This is a genomic window from Ruminococcus sp. AF17-22AC, assembly GCF_003460065.1.
Taxonomy (GTDB): domain Bacteria; phylum Bacillota; class Clostridia; order Lachnospirales; family Lachnospiraceae; genus Blautia_A.
In genome coordinates this window covers 306,058-327,714 of record NZ_QRXT01000003.1, presented here as the reverse complement: position 1 = coordinate 327,714, position 21,657 = coordinate 306,058, and the positions used below count along the sequence as shown (strand labels likewise).

At 42.2% G+C, this 21,657-nt stretch carries 22 protein-coding genes; all 22 read right to left on the bottom strand.

Translation table 11 applies throughout. The features are described 5' to 3' along the window. Positions 1 to 160 precede the first annotated feature (160 nt). The 22 genes from DWW86_RS06760 to DWW86_RS06655 all read right to left on the bottom strand — a co-directional run bounded on the left by DWW86_RS06760 (position 161) and on the right by DWW86_RS06655 (position 21,620). Complete coding sequence (locus DWW86_RS06760) at positions 161 to 1,150, bottom strand: LacI family DNA-binding transcriptional regulator (RefSeq protein ID WP_072521865.1); 990 nt, start codon at positions 1,148 to 1,150, stop codon at positions 161 to 163. Between the two features lie 78 nt (positions 1,151 to 1,228). After that, complete coding sequence (locus DWW86_RS06755; RefSeq protein WP_072521866.1) at positions 1,229 to 2,254, bottom strand: ABC transporter permease; 1,026 nt, start codon at positions 2,252 to 2,254, stop codon at positions 1,229 to 1,231. Between the two features lies 1 nt (position 2,255). Then, positions 2,256 to 3,755 carry a sugar ABC transporter ATP-binding protein gene (locus tag DWW86_RS06750; RefSeq protein WP_117942647.1) on the bottom strand — a complete coding sequence of 500 codons (1,500 nt, stop codon included), beginning with the start codon at positions 3,753 to 3,755 and terminating at the stop codon, positions 2,256 to 2,258. Positions 3,756 to 3,903: 148 nt separating this feature from the next. After that, positions 3,904 to 4,962 carry a substrate-binding domain-containing protein gene (locus DWW86_RS06745; RefSeq protein ID WP_072521868.1) on the bottom strand — a complete coding sequence of 353 codons (1,059 nt, stop codon included), beginning with the start codon at positions 4,960 to 4,962 and terminating at the stop codon, positions 3,904 to 3,906. 85 nt (positions 4,963 to 5,047) lie between these two features. Beyond that, positions 5,048 to 5,962 (bottom strand): sugar phosphate isomerase/epimerase family protein, encoded by a 915-nt coding sequence (locus DWW86_RS06740; protein ID WP_072521869.1) that lies wholly within the window; start codon positions 5,960 to 5,962, stop codon positions 5,048 to 5,050. Continuing rightward, a complete protein-coding gene (locus DWW86_RS06735; protein ID WP_117942646.1) occupies positions 5,959 to 7,008 on the bottom strand; it encodes a Gfo/Idh/MocA family protein in 1,050 nt (349 codons plus the stop codon). Before DWW86_RS06735 ends, DWW86_RS06740 begins: the two co-directional genes overlap by 4 nt. Positions 7,009 to 7,328: 320 nt before the next feature. Next, positions 7,329 to 8,321 (bottom strand): Gfo/Idh/MocA family protein, encoded by a 993-nt coding sequence (locus tag DWW86_RS06730; RefSeq protein WP_117942645.1) that lies wholly within the window; start codon positions 8,319 to 8,321, stop codon positions 7,329 to 7,331. 82 nt (positions 8,322 to 8,403) lie between these two features. Then, a complete protein-coding gene (locus DWW86_RS06725; protein WP_117942703.1) occupies positions 8,404 to 8,934 on the bottom strand; it encodes a EutP/PduV family microcompartment system protein in 531 nt (176 codons plus the stop codon). A gap of 19 nt (positions 8,935 to 8,953) precedes the next feature. Continuing rightward, complete coding sequence (locus DWW86_RS06720; RefSeq protein ID WP_117942644.1) at positions 8,954 to 9,385, bottom strand: BMC domain-containing protein; 432 nt, start codon at positions 9,383 to 9,385, stop codon at positions 8,954 to 8,956. 10 nt (positions 9,386 to 9,395) lie between these two features. Then, positions 9,396 to 9,761, bottom strand: a complete 366-nt coding sequence (locus DWW86_RS06715; protein WP_072521873.1) for a BMC domain-containing protein — start codon at positions 9,759 to 9,761, stop codon at positions 9,396 to 9,398. A gap of 230 nt (positions 9,762 to 9,991) precedes the next feature. Further along, on the bottom strand, positions 9,992 to 11,062 hold the full coding sequence (trpS, locus tag DWW86_RS06710) for a tryptophan--tRNA ligase (protein ID WP_117942643.1): 1,071 nt from the start codon (positions 11,060 to 11,062) through the stop codon (positions 9,992 to 9,994). Then, complete coding sequence (locus DWW86_RS06705) at positions 11,063 to 12,577, bottom strand: citrate/2-methylcitrate synthase (RefSeq protein ID WP_117942642.1); 1,515 nt, start codon at positions 12,575 to 12,577, stop codon at positions 11,063 to 11,065. 218 nt (positions 12,578 to 12,795) lie between these two features. Beyond that, the gene (locus DWW86_RS06700) at positions 12,796 to 13,458 is read right to left on the bottom strand and encodes an HAD family hydrolase (protein WP_117942641.1); all 663 of its coding nucleotides are present in this window, start codon (positions 13,456 to 13,458) and stop codon (positions 12,796 to 12,798) included. A gap of 17 nt (positions 13,459 to 13,475) precedes the next feature. Beyond that, positions 13,476 to 14,033, bottom strand: coding sequence for a 6-phospho-3-hexuloisomerase (gene hxlB / locus DWW86_RS06695; RefSeq protein ID WP_117942640.1), 558 nt, complete (start codon positions 14,031 to 14,033; stop codon positions 13,476 to 13,478). A 12-nt stretch (positions 14,034 to 14,045) separates the two neighbouring features. Further along, positions 14,046 to 14,672 carry a 3-hexulose-6-phosphate synthase gene (hxlA, locus tag DWW86_RS06690; protein ID WP_072521878.1) on the bottom strand — a complete coding sequence of 209 codons (627 nt, stop codon included), beginning with the start codon at positions 14,670 to 14,672 and terminating at the stop codon, positions 14,046 to 14,048. A 9-nt stretch (positions 14,673 to 14,681) separates the two neighbouring features. After that, entirely contained in the window at positions 14,682 to 15,248 is a 567-nt protein-coding gene (hxlB, locus tag DWW86_RS06685; RefSeq protein ID WP_117942639.1) for a 6-phospho-3-hexuloisomerase, read from the bottom strand. 4 nt (positions 15,249 to 15,252) lie between these two features. Then, positions 15,253 to 15,927, bottom strand: a complete 675-nt coding sequence (gene rpe, locus DWW86_RS06680) for a ribulose-phosphate 3-epimerase (RefSeq protein ID WP_015542100.1) — start codon at positions 15,925 to 15,927, stop codon at positions 15,253 to 15,255. Further along, positions 15,927 to 16,871 carry a ribokinase gene (locus DWW86_RS06675; protein WP_117942638.1) on the bottom strand — a complete coding sequence of 315 codons (945 nt, stop codon included), beginning with the start codon at positions 16,869 to 16,871 and terminating at the stop codon, positions 15,927 to 15,929. Before DWW86_RS06675 ends, rpe begins: the two co-directional genes overlap by 1 nt. A 35-nt stretch (positions 16,872 to 16,906) precedes the next feature. Next, positions 16,907 to 17,875, bottom strand: a complete 969-nt coding sequence (locus DWW86_RS06670; protein ID WP_072521881.1) for an ABC transporter permease — start codon at positions 17,873 to 17,875, stop codon at positions 16,907 to 16,909. Position 17,876: 1 nt separating this feature from the next. Continuing rightward, complete coding sequence (locus DWW86_RS06665) at positions 17,877 to 18,902, bottom strand: ABC transporter permease (protein WP_117942637.1); 1,026 nt, start codon at positions 18,900 to 18,902, stop codon at positions 17,877 to 17,879. Positions 18,903 to 18,922: 20 nt separating this feature from the next. Continuing rightward, complete coding sequence (locus DWW86_RS06660; RefSeq protein WP_117942636.1) at positions 18,923 to 20,404, bottom strand: sugar ABC transporter ATP-binding protein; 1,482 nt, start codon at positions 20,402 to 20,404, stop codon at positions 18,923 to 18,925. Between the two features lie 166 nt (positions 20,405 to 20,570). Further along, entirely contained in the window at positions 20,571 to 21,620 is a 1,050-nt protein-coding gene (locus tag DWW86_RS06655) for a substrate-binding domain-containing protein (protein WP_117942635.1), read from the bottom strand. Between the last annotated feature and the right edge of the window lie 37 nt (positions 21,621 to 21,657).

The following is a 21,657-nucleotide window of genomic DNA, read 5'->3' as shown; positions in this document are numbered from 1 at the left end:
ATAGAAAATGTGTAATATTTCTATAATATGTGCTACTGCATCTGAGGATCAGATATGATATCTTAAGAATGCACACATATTCAAGAAAACACCGGAACAGATTTTAACCTGCTCCGGTGTTTTTCTGCAAATTCATATATTCTGTTAATAAATTCTCTTATTATGTTGATTCTCTGATCACCAGTTCTGTATCAAGCAAAAGAGATTTCATCTCCTCCTGTGGATCCTCGATCAGTTCCAGAAGCATTTCACATGCTGTATAACCCATCTGAAATTTCGGCTGATTCACAGTTGTGATCGAAGGTGACGTCATAGAGGATAACTCAATATTATCAAATCCAACCACCAGAATATCCCGCGGTACATGAAGATGAAAACGCTTCGCCGCACGGATCACTGCCGCTGCAAAAACATCGGATATGGTAAAAAATGCATTCGGTCTGCTGTCAGAATTCAGAAGTCTGCACACCGCTGCATAAGCCATCTCGTAACTTACTTCCGGCAGCTGCACGATCCACTGCTTCGGGATCATGACCTCCGCATTACGAAGTGCATTCATAAATCCTTCCTGACGTCTTCTTGCATATTTGAAGTTTCCCGGTCCGTTGATCAGCGCGATCTTACTTCCTCCATTTGACAGAAGATATTCCGTTGCAAGTTCTGCAGCTCTGGTGTCATCAATACTGACATACGGGTAATCCGCATGTTCATTATATTCACAGCACTGTACCAGCGGAGCGATCACCCGTATCTGATTCAGGCCCTCTTCCGAAACACGATTCAGAAGAATCACGCCTGCTGCATCCACTCTCCGCAGAAGATTGCAGAAATCCAGCAGATTGCCTTTATTCAGATGTGATTCATGGATCAGCAGATGGCATCCATGTGCCTTTGCAGATACTCTCGCGCCCCGGATGATCTCCTGATAAAATACATTCTCGATTCCCGGAATGTTCAGAACGATCAACGGCTGTGTCTCCTTCGAAACTGTGACTGTATTTTCTATCTGACAGCCCAGAGAACGCATCGCTTCCTCTACCCGTCGTATCGTCGGCTCTTTTACCAGTTCTCTGTGATTCAGGACTCTCGATACCGTTGCCGGTGATACCTGCGCTTTTTCCGCAATTAATGAAACAGTTATCTTCTTCATATTTTCTCTCTTTTTCAGGTTTTCTAAATTATTTCTATTATTAAGTATAAAGTATTTTTCGCCTGTTTAACAGAGATTTCATTCTGCTTTCTTAAATTTCTGTTTGATCTGAGGTCCCACGATCTGTACCATGATGACGATCAGAAGGATAATTCCCTTGATTGCATTATTGATAAGAGAATCCATTTTAAGGGACACAATAATCTTGTCAATGATCGTATAGGACATTGCACCAAACAGGATTCCGAGGCATTTTCCTTTACCACCTGACATGCTGATTCCGCCAAGTACTGCTGCTGCGATCGCATACATTTCATAGCTGTTTCCTGTGGTTGCCGGGTCAGCAGAAGCATTCATGGCAATCCATAAGAAAGCACCGATGCCAACAAGCGCACCTGCAATCACAAATACAGAAATTTTTACAGCCGCTGTATTGATTCCTGCCATCTGCGCACCTTTCATATTGCTTCCTACTGCATAAACTTTTTTACCGTATTTCGTGCTTGTTGTGATATATACAAAAACAAGTGTCATGATAATAAGGATCAGACCAACGATCGGGATCGTAGATACTTTTCCATTACCAAAATTATAAAGCGTCTGATAAGAAGACTGGCTGTTTGCCATCTTATACACAGAACTCCCGCCGCCGATCAGGGCTTTATCCACATGCTGGCAGAAATACTGCGCAAAAGAACGATAGATCAGCATTGTTGCCAGAGTTACGATAAATGCAGGCATCTGGATCCATCCGACCATCACACCATTGATCAGTCCGCAGAATGCGCCAAACAGAACTGCAAATAAGAATGTAAGCACAATGCTGTTTGTCATGTTAAAAATGATAACGGAAAATCCACCATCCAGAGCCAGCATAGATCCTACAGAAAGGTCGATTTCACCTGTGATACAGATAAGTCCCATACCAAGACCAATGATACCGATTACTGCGGAATGGCGAAATACATTCATCATACCGCTCCAGGTCAGTCCGTTTGTTGTCAGTGCATATACAATAAAAATCGCTACAAAAACAATGATATAACTGTTTTCTCCCAAAAATCCTGCCACACGTCCAGGAACTGTTGTATTCTTTTTACTCATTTTATTTTCCCTCCTCTGCCTGTGCTGCATTTGTTGAATACATCATAACTGTCATCTCGTCGATTTCCTGATGTTCCAGAATCTTGATAATCTCTCCGTTATAAAATACTGCACAGTAATCGGCAACCTTCTGGATCTCCGGTATTTCCAAAGTATTGATCAGAATCGTTTTGCCCTGCTTTGCAAGTTCCAGGATCAGTTTGTAGATTTCCGCTTTTGCGCCTACATCTATTCCCTGTGTCGGATTATCCAGAAGAAGGATTTCCGCATCTGTATTCAGCCAGCGTGCAAGAAAAACTTTCTGCTGATTTCCACCACTTAAGGAAGTGATCAGGTCTTCGCAGGAATTTGCCTTGATATTCAGCATTTCTTTATATTTTTTGTAATTTTTAATCTCTTTCTTTTTGGAGATAGCCGGTTTCCATGCAGAAAGCGTATGTTCTGACAGATACATGTTCTCCAGAATACTCATATCCGGAATTACAGAATTTTCTTTTCTGTTGGATGCCAGCATAGCAATCTGGTCTTTCATTGCTGTATGGATGGAATGATCCCGCATGACTTTACCCATTGCACGCATTTCGCCGCTGTAGGCTCTCGTCACACCAAACATACACTGCATCAGTTCACTGCTTCCGGCACCCTGAAGTCCGGTCAGTCCGACGATGCTGCCTTTTTTTACCGTCAGATTTATATTGCGAAAACCTTCTCCGCTGAAATTCTTCAGTTCCAGGATCGTATCGCCGAGTGGTCGTTTTTCGTATACATCCTGATCCGAGTATTTCTCCCCAACCATCATACGTGTAACGTCTTCCGGTGTAGTATCTTTGATATTTCCAGAACCTATAAATTCTCCGTTTCGGAATACGGTATATCGGTCTGACAGACGGAAAATCTCCGGCATTTTATGTGAAATAAAGATAAAGGAAGTTCCCTTTTTCTTTAAATTGTTTACGATTTCAAACAGATGTGCCACCTCACCATTGTTTAAGGATGTTGTCGGCTCATCCAGAATCAGAAGTTTTGCTTTAAAAAACAGCGCTTTTGATATTTCAAGCAACTGTTTCTGGCTCGTTTTCAGTTTGGAAACCTGCTGTGTCGGATCAATATCCACTCCCAGTTCATGAAACAGTCTCTCTGCCTCCTGAATCATCTTTTTCTTATTCAGGCGGCCCAGTTTTGTTGTGTATTCTTTCTGAAGGAATATATTTTCATAAACTTTCAGATCATTAAACAAATTTAATTCCTGATGTACAAAAGCAATTCCCATATTTTCGGACTGCCTGATCGTAATATTTTTTAATTCGGTTCCATCAAATTCGATTTCGCCTTTATCTCGCGGAAATACACCTGTCAAAACATTCATAAGTGTTGATTTTCCCGCACCATTCTCACCGAGAAGTGCATGCACTTCTCCTTGTTCTACTGTAAGCTGTACGTTTTTCAGTACAGGAATCCCACTGAAGGACTTACAGATATTCCTCATCTGCAATAAACTCATAATTCTCGCCTCCCCGCCCGGTCTGTCGGACTTTTTGATACACTGCTCTGATACACATTCACTTAATTATCTGACAGAAGGGAACTTTTCAGTTCCCTTCGCCATTTCTGTCTTATTAAAAAGAATTATATCACAAAAAATGCTCGATTTAGAAAGAAGGATAATCTTTTACGTTGTCCTTATTTACGATTTCGCAGGCAATTACGTGATCCTGTTCTACATCTTTTCCATCCAGATAATCAACCATATCCTGGATTGCTGTCTGGATCATTGCAGGGCTGTAAGTTACAGATACAATACCACCAAACTGATCTGCGATATCTGTGAAGGATTCACCACGAAGTACTGCATAAAGCTCATCCAGTCCGCCACAGCCTGTCAGATAAGGTGTATTTCCGAGGAATTTTTCTTTTGTTGCATCGTCGATTCCGCCGCCCTGAAGAGCTTCAAGGATACCCATTGCAAGTTCATCGTCTTCTGCATAGAACCATTTGATATCTGCGTTGGATGCATCTCCGAGCAGAGATTCATAGGCTGTCTTTGTATCAGAACGGCTCCAGTTCATAGCACCTGAATATGTGATAGATTTCAGATCGTCTTCAGACCATTTTGCATCGTCTGCAATTGTTTTTCCATCGTATTCCAGTTCTCCGGTAAGATACTTTGTGAATCCTTCATCACGGAGAGTTGTTACAGAAGAAGTATCTCCTTCATATACATAAACTGCATCACCAGGTTTCATACCCTGCTCTGTATAGTAAGCTGCACATGCTGCTCCGATACCTTCATTGTCACCTTTTACATTGGATACTGCGCTGTCAGCCACACCATCGATGATACGGTCAAATGCTACGTATGGGATTTCTGCATCAACCAGCTGCTGGATTGCAGACTGAACAGTGTCATCGATTGGCTGAATTACAACTGCAATGTTGTCTTCACCTGCTGCGATGATATCTTCGATGTTAACGATCTGCTCTGCTGCATCTGCAGATGTGATCAGTTCTGCACTGTATGTGCCATCATCATTTACTTCTTCAATTTTTTCTTTTGCAAATGTTGCTACGGAGCCGGTCCAGCCATGATCTTCCGGAGCTGTCAGCACATAAATGTGTGTAGCATCTCCATCTCCGTCTGCAAATACAGGAGTAACCATACTACCCATTGTCATAGCAGCGATCAGCATGCAAACTACTGTTTTCTTCATAATTCATTTCCTCCTTTTGGAATGTTTTTGTTTTTAATAAGCGGCTTCTCCGCATTATTTCATTATTTAATGTTTCAATTATTTTTCAGATCACAAACTGTCTCATGTATCTGAGCGAAAGCTTCAGGCTGTCCAGCACTCTTTCTTCGGATCCTTCAAAAGATTTGTCTTCGATTTCTATGCATGTATATCCTTCAAATCCAATGTCTGTTAATGCGGACACGTATTTGCCCCAGTCTACATCTCCCAGTCCCGGAAGTTTCGGTTTCATATACTGAAGCGGATATGCCATCGTACCGCACTCTTTCAGTTTGTCTTTGAAAAGCTTGATATCTTTGTAATGCACGTGGAAAATTTTGTCCTTAAACTCATAAAGCGGCTGGATATAATCAATCATCTGCCATACAAAATGAGACGGATCATAATTGATTCCGATGTAATCACTGTCCAGAATCTCAAAAACTTTTCTCCAGATCACCGGTGTTGTCATCAGGTTCTGTCCACCCGGCCACTGATCTCCGTCAAAAAGCATCGGACAGTTTTCAATCGCAATGCGCACTTTCTTTTCTTCTGCATAACGTACGATCGGAATCCAGATTTCTTTTACCAGCTCCAGATTTTCTTCTACTGTTTTTGTCTGGTCTCTTCCGATAAAAGTTGTAACAAGGTTAATTCCGAGTTTTTTGCTTGCATCGATCACTTTATATAAGTGTTCGATGTTGGCAGCTCTTTTTTTCAGATTTCCGTCCATGGTGTTCGGATAAAATGCCAGCGCGGAAATCTCCACATTCTTTTCTTTGCAATAAGAAAGGATTTCTTCTGCTTCTTTGTCTCCCAGATTTGCTACATCAATGTGGCTGACACCCGCGTATCTGCGCTCTGCTTTTGCTTTCGGCCAGCATGCAACTTCCACACATTCGTAACCGATCTCAGAAACCGTATCGATCATCTTTTTGAAATCGTAATCTTCCAGTATTGCACTGACTAATCCTATCTTCACTCTAATTCCTCCTCATCCACGCGAACAGTTCTTCCAAGCTCGCTTGATTTCAGACTGCCGAAAATAGCTTTCATTGCACTCAGGACACTCTTTCCTGAAACAGCAGGTTCTATATCATTTTCTACAGACTCTACAAACGCATCAATGATTCCTGATTTTGTCTGATTATCATTTGTCTGAATCTGGTCGATATCGTAGAAAACTTTTCCACCGTCTTTACGAATCAGTTCGATGCAATATTTCGGATTATGATAAATCTTGAGCATTCCCTCTGTTCCATAGATAATCGTGGAATTATCTTCCTCACCATAATAAGTCCAGCTGGCGGTCATCGTTCCGATGATTCCGCTCTTCATTCTGTAAATACAGATTGCATTGTCATCTACACCGATCAGATTTCCATTACTGTCTTTCTTATCCAGTGTCGTCACTTTCGCAGTTGTTTCTTCTACTGTATCATCAAGCAGGTACTGGATAAGGTCTGTCTTATGTACACCAAGGTCTGCCATAGCTCCCATAGCAGCTCTCTTTTTATCGAAGAACCAGTTCTGTGGGCCAGCATCTACGCTCCAGGTTTCCGGGCCGCCATGTCCGAATGTTGTTTTGAAAGTAAGAACCTTACCGATATCTCCATGTTCGATGAGTTTTCTTGCTTCTGCATGAGCTTTGGCAAATCTCTGATTCTGTCCGATCATGAGTTTCTTACCCATCTGCTCTGCTGTATCCACCATCATCTGACAGTCTTTTAATTTTGTTGCCATCGGTTTTTCACAAAGTACATGTTTTCCTGCTTTTAATGCAGCAATCGTAATCTCGGCATGTACATGATTTGCCACACATACACTGACTGCATCAATTTCCGGATCTGCCAGCATTTCCTCAACACTTTCATAAGACTTGCAATTATATTTTTCAGCAAGGTCTTTTGCACGCTGCAGATTCAGATCATAAAGGCCAGTCAGTTTTGCATTCGGATTATCCAGATATTCCGGAATATGACGAACCTGTGCAATCTTTCCACAGCCTATAATTCCGACTTTCACCATCTTATCTCCCCCTTTATGATTTCATTTTTTCTTTCATTTTTCGTTTCATTTTTCATATAAAACATATCATTTTTCATAAATACGGTCAATATTTTTATGCTATACGTATATTTTTTCTATGTTTTGCATCTTTTTATTATTTATTTTTGATATTTATTACCATATTTTATGTTTTATTTCTGAAAAGTTTTCATTTCTTTCACATATCCTCGCGGAGCGATTTTATGTAACAGGAACATTACGGAGTAATTTCCTATTACATAAAAAAGATCTCATGGTTTAATCACCACAAGATCTTTTCTGATTTCGCATATATTCCATTATCTCTCATCCGCCGGAAACGTAATACCACACTGCCGTCTCAGTTCATCCATAAGTTTCATGGCATTCAGTGAACGTTCTGTATGACTTTCGGCATTTTCTTCCCTTCGGATCATTTTTATAAAATATTCCAGCTCATATTTCATGTCATTCAATGGTTCTCTGTGATAAAGAACTTCCCCGGTTCCGTCCCGGTAAACAATCCTGACATTTTCCGGACAGTCATTCGTCCCCTGAAAAAGAAGCATTCCGTTCTCACCCTGGATTTCATTTGGCAGGCCTGAATCTGTAATCTTTGAATACGATACTTCTGCAATCTTGTCCTGATACTTCGCGAGGATATCTCCTGCCCCGTCCACGCCACTTCGAAGCATAACAGCAAAACCGCTGATTTTCTCCGGCATTCCCAAAAGGTACAGCAATGTGTGCACACAATAAACACCAATATCCATCAATGCCCCGGCGGAACATTCTCTGCTGAATATATTGTGCTCCTGTCCTTCTTTGAAGCTGTCATAGCGGCTGGAATACTGGCAGTAAGAAATATTCGCTTTTCGAATTGTGCCCAGCTTATACAGATTATTTTTTATTGCCTGCATTCCCGGATCAAAGACCGGACGAACAGCTTCCAGAAGCACCAGATGTCTTTCCTGCGCTGTACGGAACATTTCTTCTGCTTCCGCATAATTAGATGCAATTGCTTTCTCGCAAAACACATGCTTACCTGCTTTCAGAAGTTTCATCACATGTTTATAATGCATATAATTGGGGCTGGCAACATAAACCGCCTCCACATCCTTAGCTGCCGCAAGCATGTCCAGACTATCATAAAACCGCTCTGCTCCCTGCTCCTCGGCAAATTGTTCTGCTTTTTTAATATCACGGGAATATACCGCTGCAAGCTTAAATCCTGCACATTCTTTTGCTGCACTTAAAAATTTCCGTGTAATTTTACTCGTTCCGATCGTTGCAAATCCAATAGTAGTATTCATAATATCTGTTTCTCCTTTCCCGCCTCTGCCTGACTTTCTGACAAAAAAAGACACACATCTCTGTATGTCTTTCTGTCATGTCTTATCGAATATCTTCCGGATATTCCACACCTTCCGGCAATGGCTGCCATTCGTTCAGCCCAAGGCTCTGCTTAAACTTCGCCTGCTCCAGTGTCAGCTTCGGAAGATCATCCTTCAGATATTCCATCAGCTCGTCAATTCCCTCACGTGTTACGTTATTAACCTCAAAGATACGCTCGCAGCCCATGTTTTCCATCCACTGACGCACCATCGGAAGATTGGCATGAGGAGAATCCACCTTCGTGATGATCCCGATCAATGGTCTCAGAAGAAAGTTCCTGCTGCCATCGCTGAACAGGTTAAACGGCTCGTTCGCCGCCTGCACGATCGCAATGACATCGGCCTCAAAAGAAAAGCACGCAAGTCCCACGCTGAAATGCTTGGACTCCGCGTATTCACCCGGAGAATCTATCGTATCTTCTTTTGTATTTGTATACTGAGTCTTGTGGTAGTGCAGCTCTTCTCCCTTCAATGCCTGTGTCAGAGAAGTCTTGCCAGCCTCACTTCGTCCCATTAAAAAGATTTTTTTCATTCTTTCATCCTGTCCTGTTTCAGCTTCTGTGGATTTTACAGACATCAAAATGTAGTTCGTCGCGGAAAAATCTCACAACTTCTTCGACTGCTGTCATTACCTGAGAGAACCCGCCTGTTATGATCAGCGCTCCGCTGAAACGATCCATAAATCCAACTTCAACATGTGCAGCCTTTACCGCCACATCCGTCGCAACCACAATGGCCTCCCACGGTGTCACACGCATGATCCCGATAGTTTCTCCTCTGTGGTCTTCACCTTCATGTACTCCGATATGAAGCGCAAGATTCTCATAAACAGAACCATCCGATGGGGTGAATACATGTGCAAAATCAAGGGATTTACCCGGAACCCGTACCCGTGTCAGTCGAAGTTTCTTTCCTTTAAGATTTTCATAATCGTCATGAAACAGTCTCTCGAGAAGTTCCTCTCTCGTTATACGTTCTTCCATGCTGTACTTCCTATCTCTTCGTGATGTCACAGACTACATATCCCAGCGTATCACGGAAATACTCCACAACTTCTGTCATCGCAGACATGACATCGGAAATCTCTCCCGTAATAATCATAGTTCCTGTAAAACGGTCTGCAAATCCAAGATAAACGTTACCGCTCTTTACTGCAATATCGGATGCAATGACCGCAGATTCTGACGGTGTCATATTCATGATCCCAATTGCAGATGAACCATAATCCACCTGCGGATTCAGTCCGAGTTTCTGATATATGATTGGAGCCGGCCCGCCCATTACATGCGCAAAGGTAATTTCCTTACCTGCTACCGTCTCCTGTACGATTCTGATCTTATCGCTATGTTCACTTGCCATTGACAGCTCCTCACTTTCGCTATAATGCCTTATACTAAATTGTACTATTTTGTTAATATAAAGTCAAGGTAATTTTCCTCAAACTCAGCATGAAACAACATTTTTCAAAAATAAAATCCACACAAAACAACATTTTTTTTATGTTTCAAAGCAAAAAAAGCAACTGTTTCAGATGGTTGTCCAAAACAGTTGCTTTCTATAGCATTTATTTCATTTATCGTTGTGAAATTTTATTTCTGGTACATGTCAGACTGATCACTGTCAAAATAGTTGATACGCATGGATGCCTTAACATCATTCAGTGTCTCAGCGGCTTTTGCTTGTGCGACCTTGCTTCCCTCTCTGAGGATATCGAGTACATCCGGGATACGCTGTTCCCATTCTTTACGTCTTGCACGGATCGGTGAAAGCTCTGCCTGCATAACATTATTCAGGAATTTCTTGACTTTTACATCACCAAGACCGCCTCTGCGGTAATGATCCTCGAGTTCTTCCAGGTTCTGATATTCCGGAAGGAATTCCGGGAAATATTCGTCCCTGCAGAATGCTTCCAGATAAATAAATACCGGGTTGCCTTCCACACGTCCCGGATCCTGCACACGAAGATGGTTCGGATCGGTAAACATGGACATAATCTTTTTCTTAACATCGGCTTCTTCATCAGAAAGGTAGATACAGTTGCCGAGAGATTTACTCATTTTAGCTTTGCCGTCGATACCAGGCAGACGTAAGCATGCTTTATTGGACGGAAGCACGATCTTCGGATCGGTCAGTGTCTCACCGTAAACAGTATTGAATTTGTGTACAATTTCTTTGCACTGCTCGATCATCGGCATCTGATCCTCGCCAACCGGTACATGTGTTGCACGGAAAGCGGTGATGTCTGCTGCCTGGCTGATCGGGTAACAGAAAAATCCAACAGGAATGCTGGCTTCAAAATTTCTCATCTGAATCTCGGATTTTACGGTAGGGTTACGCTGTACACGTGCCACTGTAACAAGATTCATATAATAAAATGTAAGCTCTGTCAGTTCCGGTACCATGGACTGGATAAAAATCGTAGATTTCGCCGGATCGATTCCGCATGCCAGATAATCCAGTGCAACCTGAATGATATTCTGACGTACTTTTTCCGGATGCTCTGCATTGTCTGTCAATGCCTGTGCATCTGCGATCATAATATAAACTTCATCGTAATCACCGGAGTTCTGAAGTTTCACACGTTCCTTCAGTGATCCTACGTAATGTCCTACATGAAGTCTTCCTGTAGGACGATCCCCTGTTAAAATTACCTGTTTCATTTATTCCTTCTCCTCAGAGCGCTCTTTTGCAGCTTCAGGCGCCTCTTTCTCAGTATTTTCTCCCGTTTCTCCTGCTGCTTCTGTTGCTGCTCCTTTTTCCAGATCTCTTAAAACTTCCTCACAGCCTTCTTCCGGTGTTCTTTCTTCATACGGAACAAAGCCTGCATGATGTCCTACGTATTTGTATGCAGGACGGATGATCTTGCTTGCATTAAGGATTTCTTCAAGACGATGTGCACTCCATCCAGGAATACGCGCAATGGCGAAAATCGGAGTAAACAGCTCTTTTGGGATTCCAAGCATAGTATATACGAAACCGCTGTAAAAGTCTACGTTTGCACAGACATTTTTGAAAAGTCTGCGCTGCTCCATAACAAGTCTTCCACCCAGACGTTCTACCAGTTCATACAATGCAAATTCTTTCATCATGCCCTTTTCCTGAGCAAGTTCTCTGGCAAATCTCTTGAGGATCACTTCACGTGGATCGGAAAGTGTATAAACTGCATGTCCCATACCATAGATCAGACCGGTATGGTCAAATGCCTCTTTATCAAGGATCTTACGGAGATAATTTTCCACTTCTTTCTCATCGGACCAGTCTTTTACGTTTGCCTTGATGTCCTCGAACATATTCTGCACTTTCAGGTTTGCACCACCATGACGAGGTCCCTTCAGAGAACCGATGGATGCTGCAATAGAAGAATACGTATCGGTGCCGGATGAAGTAACTACATGCGTAGTAAATGTAGAGTTGTTACCACCACCATGCTCTGCATGAAGAATGAGTGCAATATCCAGAACCTTCGCTTCCAGTTCAGTGTATTTGCCATCCGGACGGAGCATCAGAAGGATGTTTTCCGCGAGGGACAGTCCCCTCTGAGGATTACGGATAAACAGCGTCTCATCTTTACGGAAATGTCTGTAGGAATGATAGGAATATACCGCAATGAGCGGAAGCTTCGCAATCATCTCAATACTCTGGCGAAGAACATTCTCTGCGGAAATATCTTCTGCTTTTGAATCGTAGGTATACAATGTCAGAATACATCTCTGCATTGCATTCATGATATCACTGTTGGATGCTTTCATAACAACATCTCGAACAAAACGTCCTGAAAGTGTCTCGAAGTTTTCCATAACGTTTTTGAACATCTGCATATCTTTTTCAGAAGGAAGTCTTCCGAATAATAAAAGATAGATTGTTTCTTCGAAGCCGAATTTGCGGCCTTTCAGTCCATCTACGATATCGTTTACATTATATCCCTGATAATAAAGTCTGCCGTGTGCCGGAATCTTACGCCCATTTACCAGATCATATCCTGTAACATCGGAAATCTCGGTAAGTCCTGTCAGGACACCTTTACCTGCTGAGTCACGGAGACCTCTTTTGACATCATATTCTACATACAGATTCGGGTTGATCCGGTGACCATTCATCAGTTCTTCCCCAAGCAGTTCCATGCTGTCCCGCAGGCTGCCCATCTCTTCCAGATTCATCATTTCATGATCTGCCATTTTCTCTCTTCCTCCATCTCGCACTATTCGACCGTGATACTTATATTTCTTCAGGTGTATCACGCGTTCATACTTTACAAAGCTAAATTGCTTTCATTTTACACGAATATACATAAAAATACAATAGATATACGCAGAAAACTTTCATATTAAAAAGTTTTACAGCTCAAAAATACCGGTGGATAGATTTTCATCTTCCGCCGGTATCCATAGCACCATTAGTTTTCTTTCATAATCTGAATGAGCTTATTGACATTTTCTACATTCCATTCACCAATCTCCAGCTCTGCATATGGAATATTCTGATCACCGGAGTCCGGATTATGATACCATACACATTTTGCTCCGGCGGCTTTTGCTGCCTTTCCGCCATTTGTAGAATCTTCAATGATCAGGCATTCCTGTGGGCTTACCCCCAGTTTTTCCATTGCACGCAGAAATACATCTGGTGCCGGTTTTGGCTCGGCAACTTCTCTGCCGCTTGTTATGCTCTGGAAACAATCACGTACATCCAGTACATTCAGAGTTTCTTCTATTACATCTGTGGGAGAGGAAGATGCAACAGCCAGAAGATACCCTGCCTCTTTAAGTTTACTTACAGCTTCTTTCACCCCTGAAAGAAAAGGAAAACCATCACGCTCAACAATTTCTTTTTTCTTCTGCTGCATTTTTTTCAGAAGTTCATCCGGATCTCTTTTTAATTTTCCAAATCTTTCTTCAAGCAACTGTATCAGATATTCTCTTGTCGAACCGATGCATGGCTTATAAATATCATACGTCAGATTTATTCCATCTTCTTCCATAAGAACTTTCCAGCACTTAAAATGCAGTGGTTCTGTATTTATCAGGACACCATCCATGTCAAAAATGATTGCTTTCATATCTTTCCTGCCCGTTTTTATTCAAGATTCGCATGCAATTTAAACATTTCTTCTTCTGTTCTTCCTGTTTTTTTCATCAGGATCATGATCACGGCATCGTATACAAGCCAGGTCATCTGCTCAAAAGCATTTCCCATAGGCTGTACAGACTTCACCGTATCTTCCAGATTACTCTTTGGGGTTGCACCCGGAATGCAGATCCACGCCTCGGAAAGTTTTCCGATCGAAGCTTCCGGATGTATGGTAACTGTAATAACAGATGCCCCAATCTTCTTTGCCTTCTGTGCCATTACCACAAGGCTTCCTGTCTCTCCGCTTCCGGAGCCGACAACAAGAAGATCGCCTGCCTTAATCGCCGGTGTCGTCGGTTCTCCGACAAAAAATACAGTCAGACCCATATGCATCAATCTGTTGGCAAAAGCACGTGCCACAAATCCGGAACGTCCTGCACCTGCAACAAAAATTCTGTCAGCTTTCAGGATCGCGTCGGCAAATTTCTCCATTTCATCCTGTGAAACTCTTTTTTCATTTTCTGTAAGTTCCTGAAGTATACTCTTTAAAATAGTCTCTGCCATGACTGTCTCCTTTTATTGTAACTGCATATAAATTTCTTTTGCTGCCGCTGCCGGATCCTCTGCATGGCAGATGCCGCCTCCTACGATCAGCACATCAGGATGATATTCGATATAATCTTTTACTGTATCTGCATGGATGCCGCCTGCAACAGAGATCTTTGCTTTTTGGGCTGCGGCACTCATGACCTTCAGATCGTCCAGAGGCGTTCTTCCGATTGCCTGCTGATCTGTGCCTGTATGAACAGCGAGTCCATGGACACCAATCTCTTCCAGTTTTGCAATTCTTTCTTCCATGTTTTCCACACAGATCATATCAACAACGATTTCTTTACCGTATTTTTCTGCTGCCTCTTTGCATCCCTGTATCGTCAGATTATCGGTTACACCAAGTACTGTAACATAATCCGCCCCTGCTTTCAGCGCTTCTTCTGCCTCATAATAACCGGCATCCATGATCTTCATATCAGCCAGTATCTCTTTGTCCGGAAAATGCTCTTTCATAGTCCGGACAGCCTGCATTCCATATTCGTATACAAAAGGTGTGCCGATCTCAATAATATCAATATAATCTCTGACCTTTTTTACCAGTTCCAAAGCACCTTCCAAAGTAACATCATCCAATGCAATCTGTAATTTCATGTTTTTCTCCTATTCAAGATTTGCGTGGTATTCCCAAAGTTTGTCAAGTTCCAGATGTTTGTCCCTCACAAGCATCAACGCTGTCGTATCTCCGAAAAGAAGAAGACTCTGTTCAAAAAGTGATGTCATAGGCTGTTCGGAATGGATTTCATCCGGTGCTTTTGCACGGCTTTCAACAGGAATACGCACAAATAAATCTGCCACATCTTTCAGTCCGCTGTTTGGATTACTTCCTATATGAATCACTTTGGCTCCGATTGCTTTGGCTTTTCCTGCAATTCCTGCCGGAAACATGGTCTCGCCGCTTCCGGAACCAACGATCAGCACATCATCTTTTGTGATTGCCGGCTCGGTGATCTGTCCGACGATCACTGTATCAATGCCAAGATGTGCATATCTTTTTGCCATTGCCTCGAGTGACAGAAGCACTCTGCCTACGCCTACAAAAAATACCTTTCTTGCCACTGTGAGCATTTCCAGATATTCCAGAACTTTTTCCGGCTCAATTGCTTTCAGTGCTTTAGTGCATTCTTCTGTCACAAGTGCTGCAGACTCTGCATAATCTTCTGCCTTCATATTTTTATTCTCCTATGATCTTTCTGAATTTTTCGAGATTTTCTTCCAGTGTGCCTGCCTTTGAGAAAATGCTGGATGTGCCGGCAACATATATGTCTGCTCCGGCCGCATGCATTTTGACTGCATTTTCAAAGCTTACATTTCCATCTGCCTCAATCAGTACTTCGGAATATCCTTTTTCATTCAGTAATTTACGTATTCTGGTAATCTTATCCAGAGTTGCCGGGATCAGTTTCTGTCCCGCAAATCCGGGATTTACTGTCATACACAGAACCATGTCCACATCCGGAAGAATGTCTTCCAGTACACATACCGGTGTCGCCGGATTGATTGCTATTCCGGCTTTAACCCCCATCGCTCTGATGGATGCCAGTACTTTCTGCGGATGAAGTGTTGATTCATAGTGGATACAGATAATATCATTTTCGTCACAGCAGGTCAGTTCGGGGATAGTCTGCTCCGGATGTTCGATCATCATATGGATATCCAGCGGTGTTTTGCTGATCTTCTTTAATGCTTTAATAAAATCTGTACTCAATGTGATATTCGGAACAAAATGATTATCCATCATGTCAACATGAAAATAATCCACACCGACTTTTTCAAGTTTCTCAATATCGCTCTGCACATTCATCAGATCCACACACATCAGCGAAGGTGAAACATAACCTTTTCTCATTACAGTACACCTCCGATTCTTTCTGTCAGAAAGTTCTCTACTTCTTCCTCTGTCGGTATGGATGTCTGTGCACCCAGTCTTGATACGCAGATGCCTGCTGCCGCATGTGCAAAAAGAATCGCATCTTCAATCTTGCTGCCTTTGCAGAGTCTGATTGCCAGTGCAGCACCGAAAGTATCTCCTGCTGCTGTGGAATCTACTGCTTTTACCTTAAAGCACTCGATAAATTTTGCCTCTGTTCCATTATAAAGCAGAGCACCTCTTTCTCCCATCTTCAGGATGACATACTGAGGACTTACCTCATCATACAGCCATTTTGCTGCTTTGAGCGCATTTTCATTGCTGTCGATACAGATTCCGGTAAGGGCTTCTGTTTCTGCTTCATTTGGCGATAAAATAAAAAGACCTTTTAATCGTTCCAGCGGAATCTTCATAGCCGGCCCTGCATCCAGAAATACCGGTATTCCTTTTTCCCTGGCCAATTCATAGGTCTGGTAAACTGTTTCAAGCGGCATTTCAAGCTGCATGACTACCATATCAAATTCATTTTCATCCATTGCTTTTCTGACAGCATCCGGACTTAACCGATCATTACCACCCATAGCTACATAGGATACATATCTGCCAGTCCGATCATCCAGCAGCATCAGTGCCAGTCCTGTCTGTGTCTCAGGATCTACCACCAGATAATCTGTGTTTACACCGGCCTTATCCAGAGATGCTTTTACCTGTTTTCCGTTTTCATCATCTCCGATACAGCCTACAAATACAACGTCCGCTCCCTGTTTAGCAACGGCAAAGGCCTGATTGGAGCCTTTGCCGCCAGGAGCATAACCATAATGTCTGCATCGAATGGATTCTCCGTATCCCGGAATTGCATTTGCACCTTCCACAAAGAGATCCATATTGATGCTTCCCACAACTAAAATCTTAGGTTGCTTCATATTATCCTCCATTTTCTGTAACTGAATGCTCAGCCTTATTTCTGGCTTAATTTTGCCATTCTTCTCTTCTCGATCGTGAAGTTCATGATAAGAACTGCGATCAGTGCAACTCCCCAGATCAGGTCACGATAGTAGTTACTGATGCTCGGGAACATATTCAGATAAGAAGACAGCATCTGAAGAATCAGAACTGCGATTGCAACACCCGGAATAGAACCAAATCCACCATCCGGATTAATTCCGCCGAGTACTGAAATAAGGATTGTCTGCATTGTGTAGCTGCTACCGAAATCGGCTTTTGCAGAGTTGATTCTGGAAAGACTCAGAAGACCTGCAACTGCTGATACGATACCGGAAAGCATGTATGCACGGATCAGAACAGATACATTATTGATACCAGCAAACTTAGATGCCTTTTCATTTGTTCCTACGAGATGTACACGTTTGCCGAATTTTGTTTTTCCCATAATAAAGGAAATAACAACGATCATAAGGATGAATACGATAAACGGCATTGGGATTCCTGCAACTGTCATATATGCAAAAGAGCTGTATACAGTCGGCACGCCGCTTACAGTACTTCCCTTGGAAGCTACGATCGCGATACCCATGTATAACTGATAAGTACCAAGTGTTGCAAGCATTGCCGGGATTTTCAGTACAGATACAAGGAATCCGTTGAAGATACCGCAGGCAGCACCAACAATAAGTGCTACGATAATTGCAACTACAATGCTGGAGCCTGACTCATTCATGGTCAGACCGGCAACGATTCCACAAAGGTTTGCAATATAAACAGTAGAAAGGTCGATACCTCCGGAAATCATTGTAATACCACAGCCGACCGCCATCAGGCCATATTCGGTAAGTGTCTTTGCCATGGACTGTAAATTGCCTACATTCAGGAAACTTGTTCCTTTTGTAATACCGGAAACTGCAATGATGATAACAAAAATAGCAAGCAGTCTTAAAATATTTCCATCAATCTTTTTTGCTTTTTTCATTTTATGCTGCCTCCTTCTTTCCTGTTTTTGCCTTGCCGATCTTTACATTATGGCTCTGCATTACGGAAATTGCAGTACCAATGATAATGATCGCACCGATAAATACTTTCTGCCAGTAAACAGAGATTCCGAGAAGGATCAGACTGTTTGATACCATGGTAAGAAGTAAGGTACCGAGGATACATCCTTTCAGAGTTCCCACACCACCGTTCAGTCTTGTACCACCAAGAATGATTGCAGCGATAACATCCATTTCTGCCCCTGAATACTCAGTCGGAAGATATCTCATGGACATAACTGCATAGGAAAGACCAGCTACTGCTGCCAGCATACCATTTACTACAAAAATACCAAAACGGATTTTCTTTACGGCAAATCCGGCTCTTTCTGCTGAAATCTCATCACCACCGATAGCATATACGCCTCGGCCAACCATCGTATAATTCAGGATGAAATATACAATAATGTAAAGTACTACCATGAGCAGAAACGTCATCGGAAGAGTAGATCCAAGCCCTGTTTTTGCATTTTTTACGGTAAGCAGAGACACTTTTCCAAATCTCTGAAGTGTATCCGGAAGATCCATACGTTCTGCCTCGAATGCACCAAGGAGAAGACCACTGAAAATAGATGAAGTACCAAGTGTTACGATCAGGCTCGAGAATTTGTATTTTACAATGATAAATCCGTTGAGAGCTCCCATCAGAGCTCCAAAGAACATACCAATGATAAATACTACGATCCAAGGTCCGTCATATCCTGTTTTGTATGTAATAGTAATTGCAAGGTAACTGCTCAGTGCAGCGATCAGAGGGAACGAAACATCAGGTCCTGTACTGATAAATGCGAGAAACGCACATAAAGCATAAATACATGGTACGATCATGGATCTCATGATATCCACAATATTGTTATTTGCAAAGAACAATCCGGAACGAATCTGAATAATGACTGATAAAACAACAATGATCAGAAATACATAAAATTCGGACTGTTTGGTGATTTTTTTCCAGTTGAATCCTTTCATTTATATTTCACTCCCTTTCCTTAGTTTGCTGCCGCAGCAAGATTCTGCTCAGTCAGTTCAGATTTTTCAAGTCTTCCTGTAATGCATCCACCCTGCATGATCACAACACGGTCACATGTGGCAATGACTTCTGCAGTATCATCGGATACAACGATAACGGCCATACCCTGTGCTGCCAGTTTCTTAAGCAGATTGTGAATATCGTATTTTGCACCGATATCAACACCAACGGTCGGTCCGTTCAGGATCAGAACCTTCGGACTTGTTGCAAGTGCACGTGCCAGCACAACTTTCTGCTGGTTACCACCGGAAAGTGTTGCTACCGGGAAAGTGTGGTCTTTTGTTGCAACACCCAGATCTTTAACCCAGTCTGCAGATTCTTTCAGGACTTTTTCTTTATTTACAATTCCGCCTGCTGTCGCGATATCATCCAGTCTGGTAACTGTGATATTGTCTACAATAGACTGTGGAAGGAACAGGCCTTCTGTCAGTCTGTCTTCCGGCACAAGCGAAATACCCATCTTCTGTGCCTGAGTTACAGATTTAAAGTTTACATCTTTGCCTTCCAGTTTGATGGTTCCTTCTGTTGGTTTCAGCATTCCGGAAAGAGCCAGCGACAGCTCTGTTCGTCCTGATCCCAGCTGTCCGGTAATTCCAAGGATTTCTCCTTCATGAAGATCAAAGCTGATATTTTCAAATCCCGGAGCAGATAATTTATCTACCTCCAGAACAGTTTTTCCGATTTTCTTTTCACCTGTATCATCCTGTTTGTCCTCAAAATGACGTCCGGTCATATAATAAGTAAATTTCTCTTCTGTCATTTCTGAAGTCGGACAACTGATGACATTTTCGCCGTTTCTCATGATTGTAATACTGTCAGAGATTTCGAATACCTCGTCCAGCTTATGAGAAACAAAAAGAATTGTTACGCCATTTTCTTTAAGCTGTGCAATGATTTCAAACAGACGTTTTACTTCTTTTTTGGTAAGGGCTGTTGTCGGTTCATCCATGATGATCAGTTTTGCATTGTCAAGAAGCGCTCTTGAAATGGCGATCAGCTGCTTGTCTGCAACCGGAAGTGTTTCTACCAGTGCATCCAGATCTACATCAAAATTAATCTTGGCAACTGCCTCTTCTGCAATTCTTCTGAATTCTTTTTTGTTTACGAATTTTTTCTTATTAGCAAGCACCTGATTGAATGCCAGGTTTTCAATAACAGTCAGGTTTGGGAAGATGGAAAAATCCTGATAAATTACCTGGATTCCTGCTTTGATTGCTTCTGCCGGTGTCATAACCGGATACGCTTTTCCGTCTACTTCGATACTTCCTCCGTCCGGTTTATAAAATCCGGAGATTACCTTGATTATTGTTGACTTACCACAACCATTTTCTCCTGCCAGACAATGTGTCTCGCCTTTTTTGATTGTAAGGTCAACCCCTTTCAATGCATGTACTCCGCCGAATGACTTCTTTATCTGTTTTACTGAAAGAATATTTTCCATCCTATCATCCTGCCTTTCCTTTCCTATTTAAACGAATAAAACTAATGGAATTTTTGGTTTTTTTCTGAATTTTTTGCAAAAATATTGTTACAGTCCAGATTTACGGTCTGAACTGTAACAATATGCATAAATTTACTTATCTACGGGTTACTGACTGATTTGAAAATCAGAAGTCATAGTCATTAATGTTGTCTTTTGTGATTGTAAGGTCAGCCTGTCCGATGATGCACTTGTTATCACCTTCGCTGATTGTGATGCTGTTGTATCCGTCAAGACCAAGATCTGCGCCTTCTTCAATTGTTTCGCCGCCAAGAATCATGGAAGCAACTTTGCACATGATATATCCGGAATCTTTTGGATCCCACAGTTTGATTGTGGAGATTGTGCCAGATTCTACATATGGTTTAAATTCGTTAGGAGTACCAACACCAACAACTTTTACATCAAGACCAAGTTCTTCAACTGCTTTTGCGATACCTGGGCAGTCAGTAGAAGCAACACCTGTGAATCCTTTCAGATCCGGGTTAGCTTTAAGAACTTCTTTTGCACGCTCATAAGCTGTATCAATACTTTCTTCAGATTCACATGTCGGAACAGCGCCGTCATTGATCAGTTCCATGTTCGGATAAGCTTCTTCCTGACGTTTTTTCTCTGCATTTGCATATTCCATATGTGTAGTACTTGTTGTGTAAGCAACCATTTCAGCATATTTTCCTTCTTCGCCCATGTCAGCTGCAAGTGCATCCATAAGAGCTGCACCGAAATCCTCTGCTGTAAATGCTTCAGTATCATACAGTGTATTTACCTGGTTGGATGCTTCATGTGTTACAACAACGATACCTTTGTCCATTGCGTTTTTCAGGGATGCTTCAATTGCGCCCGGGTCGATCGGAACTACGCAGAGAGCGTCAACACCCTGGTTGATCATATCGTCAATAACCTGAACCTGAGACGCTGCGTCTGCATTTGCAGGTCCTTTCTGGATTACGTTGATTCCGGTTTCTTCGCCGAACTCATTTACTCCAACTTCCATACGTTTGAACCAGTTTGCTGTGTTGTCTTTTGTTACAACTGCAATTGTCCATTCGGATGAATCTTTGTCGGATTTGAAATCTGCCGGATCATATCCGTCTGCTGCGAATACATTCACAGATGCTGCCATTGATACGGTCATGGCTGCTGTTAATGCTACTGCTGCTACCTTCTTTGCTTTCATGTTGCTTCCTCCTTTTAATTGAAAGTTTATAATTGTA

Bases quoted from the DNA above. Each gene is read 5' to 3' on its own strand.
- DWW86_RS06760 (WP_072521865.1), bottom strand. From the start codon at position 1,150: ATGAAGAAGATAACTGTTTCATTAATTGCGGAAAAAGCGCAGGTATCA.
- DWW86_RS06755 (WP_072521866.1), bottom strand. From the start codon at position 2,254: ATGAGTAAAAAGAATACAACAGTTCCTGGACGTGTGGCAGGATTTTTG.
- DWW86_RS06750 (WP_117942647.1), bottom strand. From the start codon at position 3,755: ATGAGTTTATTGCAGATGAGGAATATCTGTAAGTCCTTCAGTGGGATT.
- DWW86_RS06745 (WP_072521868.1), bottom strand. From the start codon at position 4,962: ATGAAGAAAACAGTAGTTTGCATGCTGATCGCTGCTATGACAATGGGT.
- DWW86_RS06735 (WP_117942646.1), bottom strand. From the start codon at position 7,008: ATGGTGAAAGTCGGAATTATAGGCTGTGGAAAGATTGCACAGGTTCGT.
- DWW86_RS06730 (WP_117942645.1), bottom strand. From the start codon at position 8,321: ATGAATACTACTATTGGATTTGCAACGATCGGAACGAGTAAAATTACA.
- DWW86_RS06725 (WP_117942703.1), bottom strand. From the start codon at position 8,934: ATGAAAAAAATCTTTTTAATGGGACGAAGTGAGGCTGGCAAGACTTCT.
- DWW86_RS06720 (WP_117942644.1), bottom strand. From the start codon at position 9,385: ATGGAAGAACGTATAACGAGAGAGGAACTTCTCGAGAGACTGTTTCAT.
- DWW86_RS06715 (WP_072521873.1), bottom strand. From the start codon at position 9,761: ATGGCAAGTGAACATAGCGATAAGATCAGAATCGTACAGGAGACGGTA.
- trpS (WP_117942643.1), bottom strand. From the start codon at position 11,062: ATGAAACAGGTAATTTTAACAGGGGATCGTCCTACAGGAAGACTTCAT.
- DWW86_RS06705 (WP_117942642.1), bottom strand. From the start codon at position 12,577: ATGGCAGATCATGAAATGATGAATCTGGAAGAGATGGGCAGCCTGCGG.
- DWW86_RS06700 (WP_117942641.1), bottom strand. From the start codon at position 13,458: ATGAAAGCAATCATTTTTGACATGGATGGTGTCCTGATAAATACAGAA.
- hxlB (WP_117942640.1), bottom strand. From the start codon at position 14,033: ATGGCAGAGACTATTTTAAAGAGTATACTTCAGGAACTTACAGAAAAT.
- hxlA (WP_072521878.1), bottom strand. From the start codon at position 14,672: ATGAAATTACAGATTGCATTGGATGATGTTACTTTGGAAGGTGCTTTG.
- hxlB (WP_117942639.1), bottom strand. From the start codon at position 15,248: ATGAAGGCAGAAGATTATGCAGAGTCTGCAGCACTTGTGACAGAAGAA.
- rpe (WP_015542100.1), bottom strand. From the start codon at position 15,927: ATGAGAAAAGGTTATGTTTCACCTTCGCTGATGTGTGTGGATCTGATG.
- DWW86_RS06675 (WP_117942638.1), bottom strand. From the start codon at position 16,871: ATGAAGCAACCTAAGATTTTAGTTGTGGGAAGCATCAATATGGATCTC.
- DWW86_RS06670 (WP_072521881.1), bottom strand. From the start codon at position 17,875: ATGAAAAAAGCAAAAAAGATTGATGGAAATATTTTAAGACTGCTTGCT.
- DWW86_RS06665 (WP_117942637.1), bottom strand. From the start codon at position 18,902: ATGAAAGGATTCAACTGGAAAAAAATCACCAAACAGTCCGAATTTTAT.
- DWW86_RS06660 (WP_117942636.1), bottom strand. From the start codon at position 20,404: ATGGAAAATATTCTTTCAGTAAAACAGATAAAGAAGTCATTCGGCGGA.
- DWW86_RS06655 (WP_117942635.1), bottom strand. From the start codon at position 21,620: ATGAAAGCAAAGAAGGTAGCAGCAGTAGCATTAACAGCAGCCATGACC.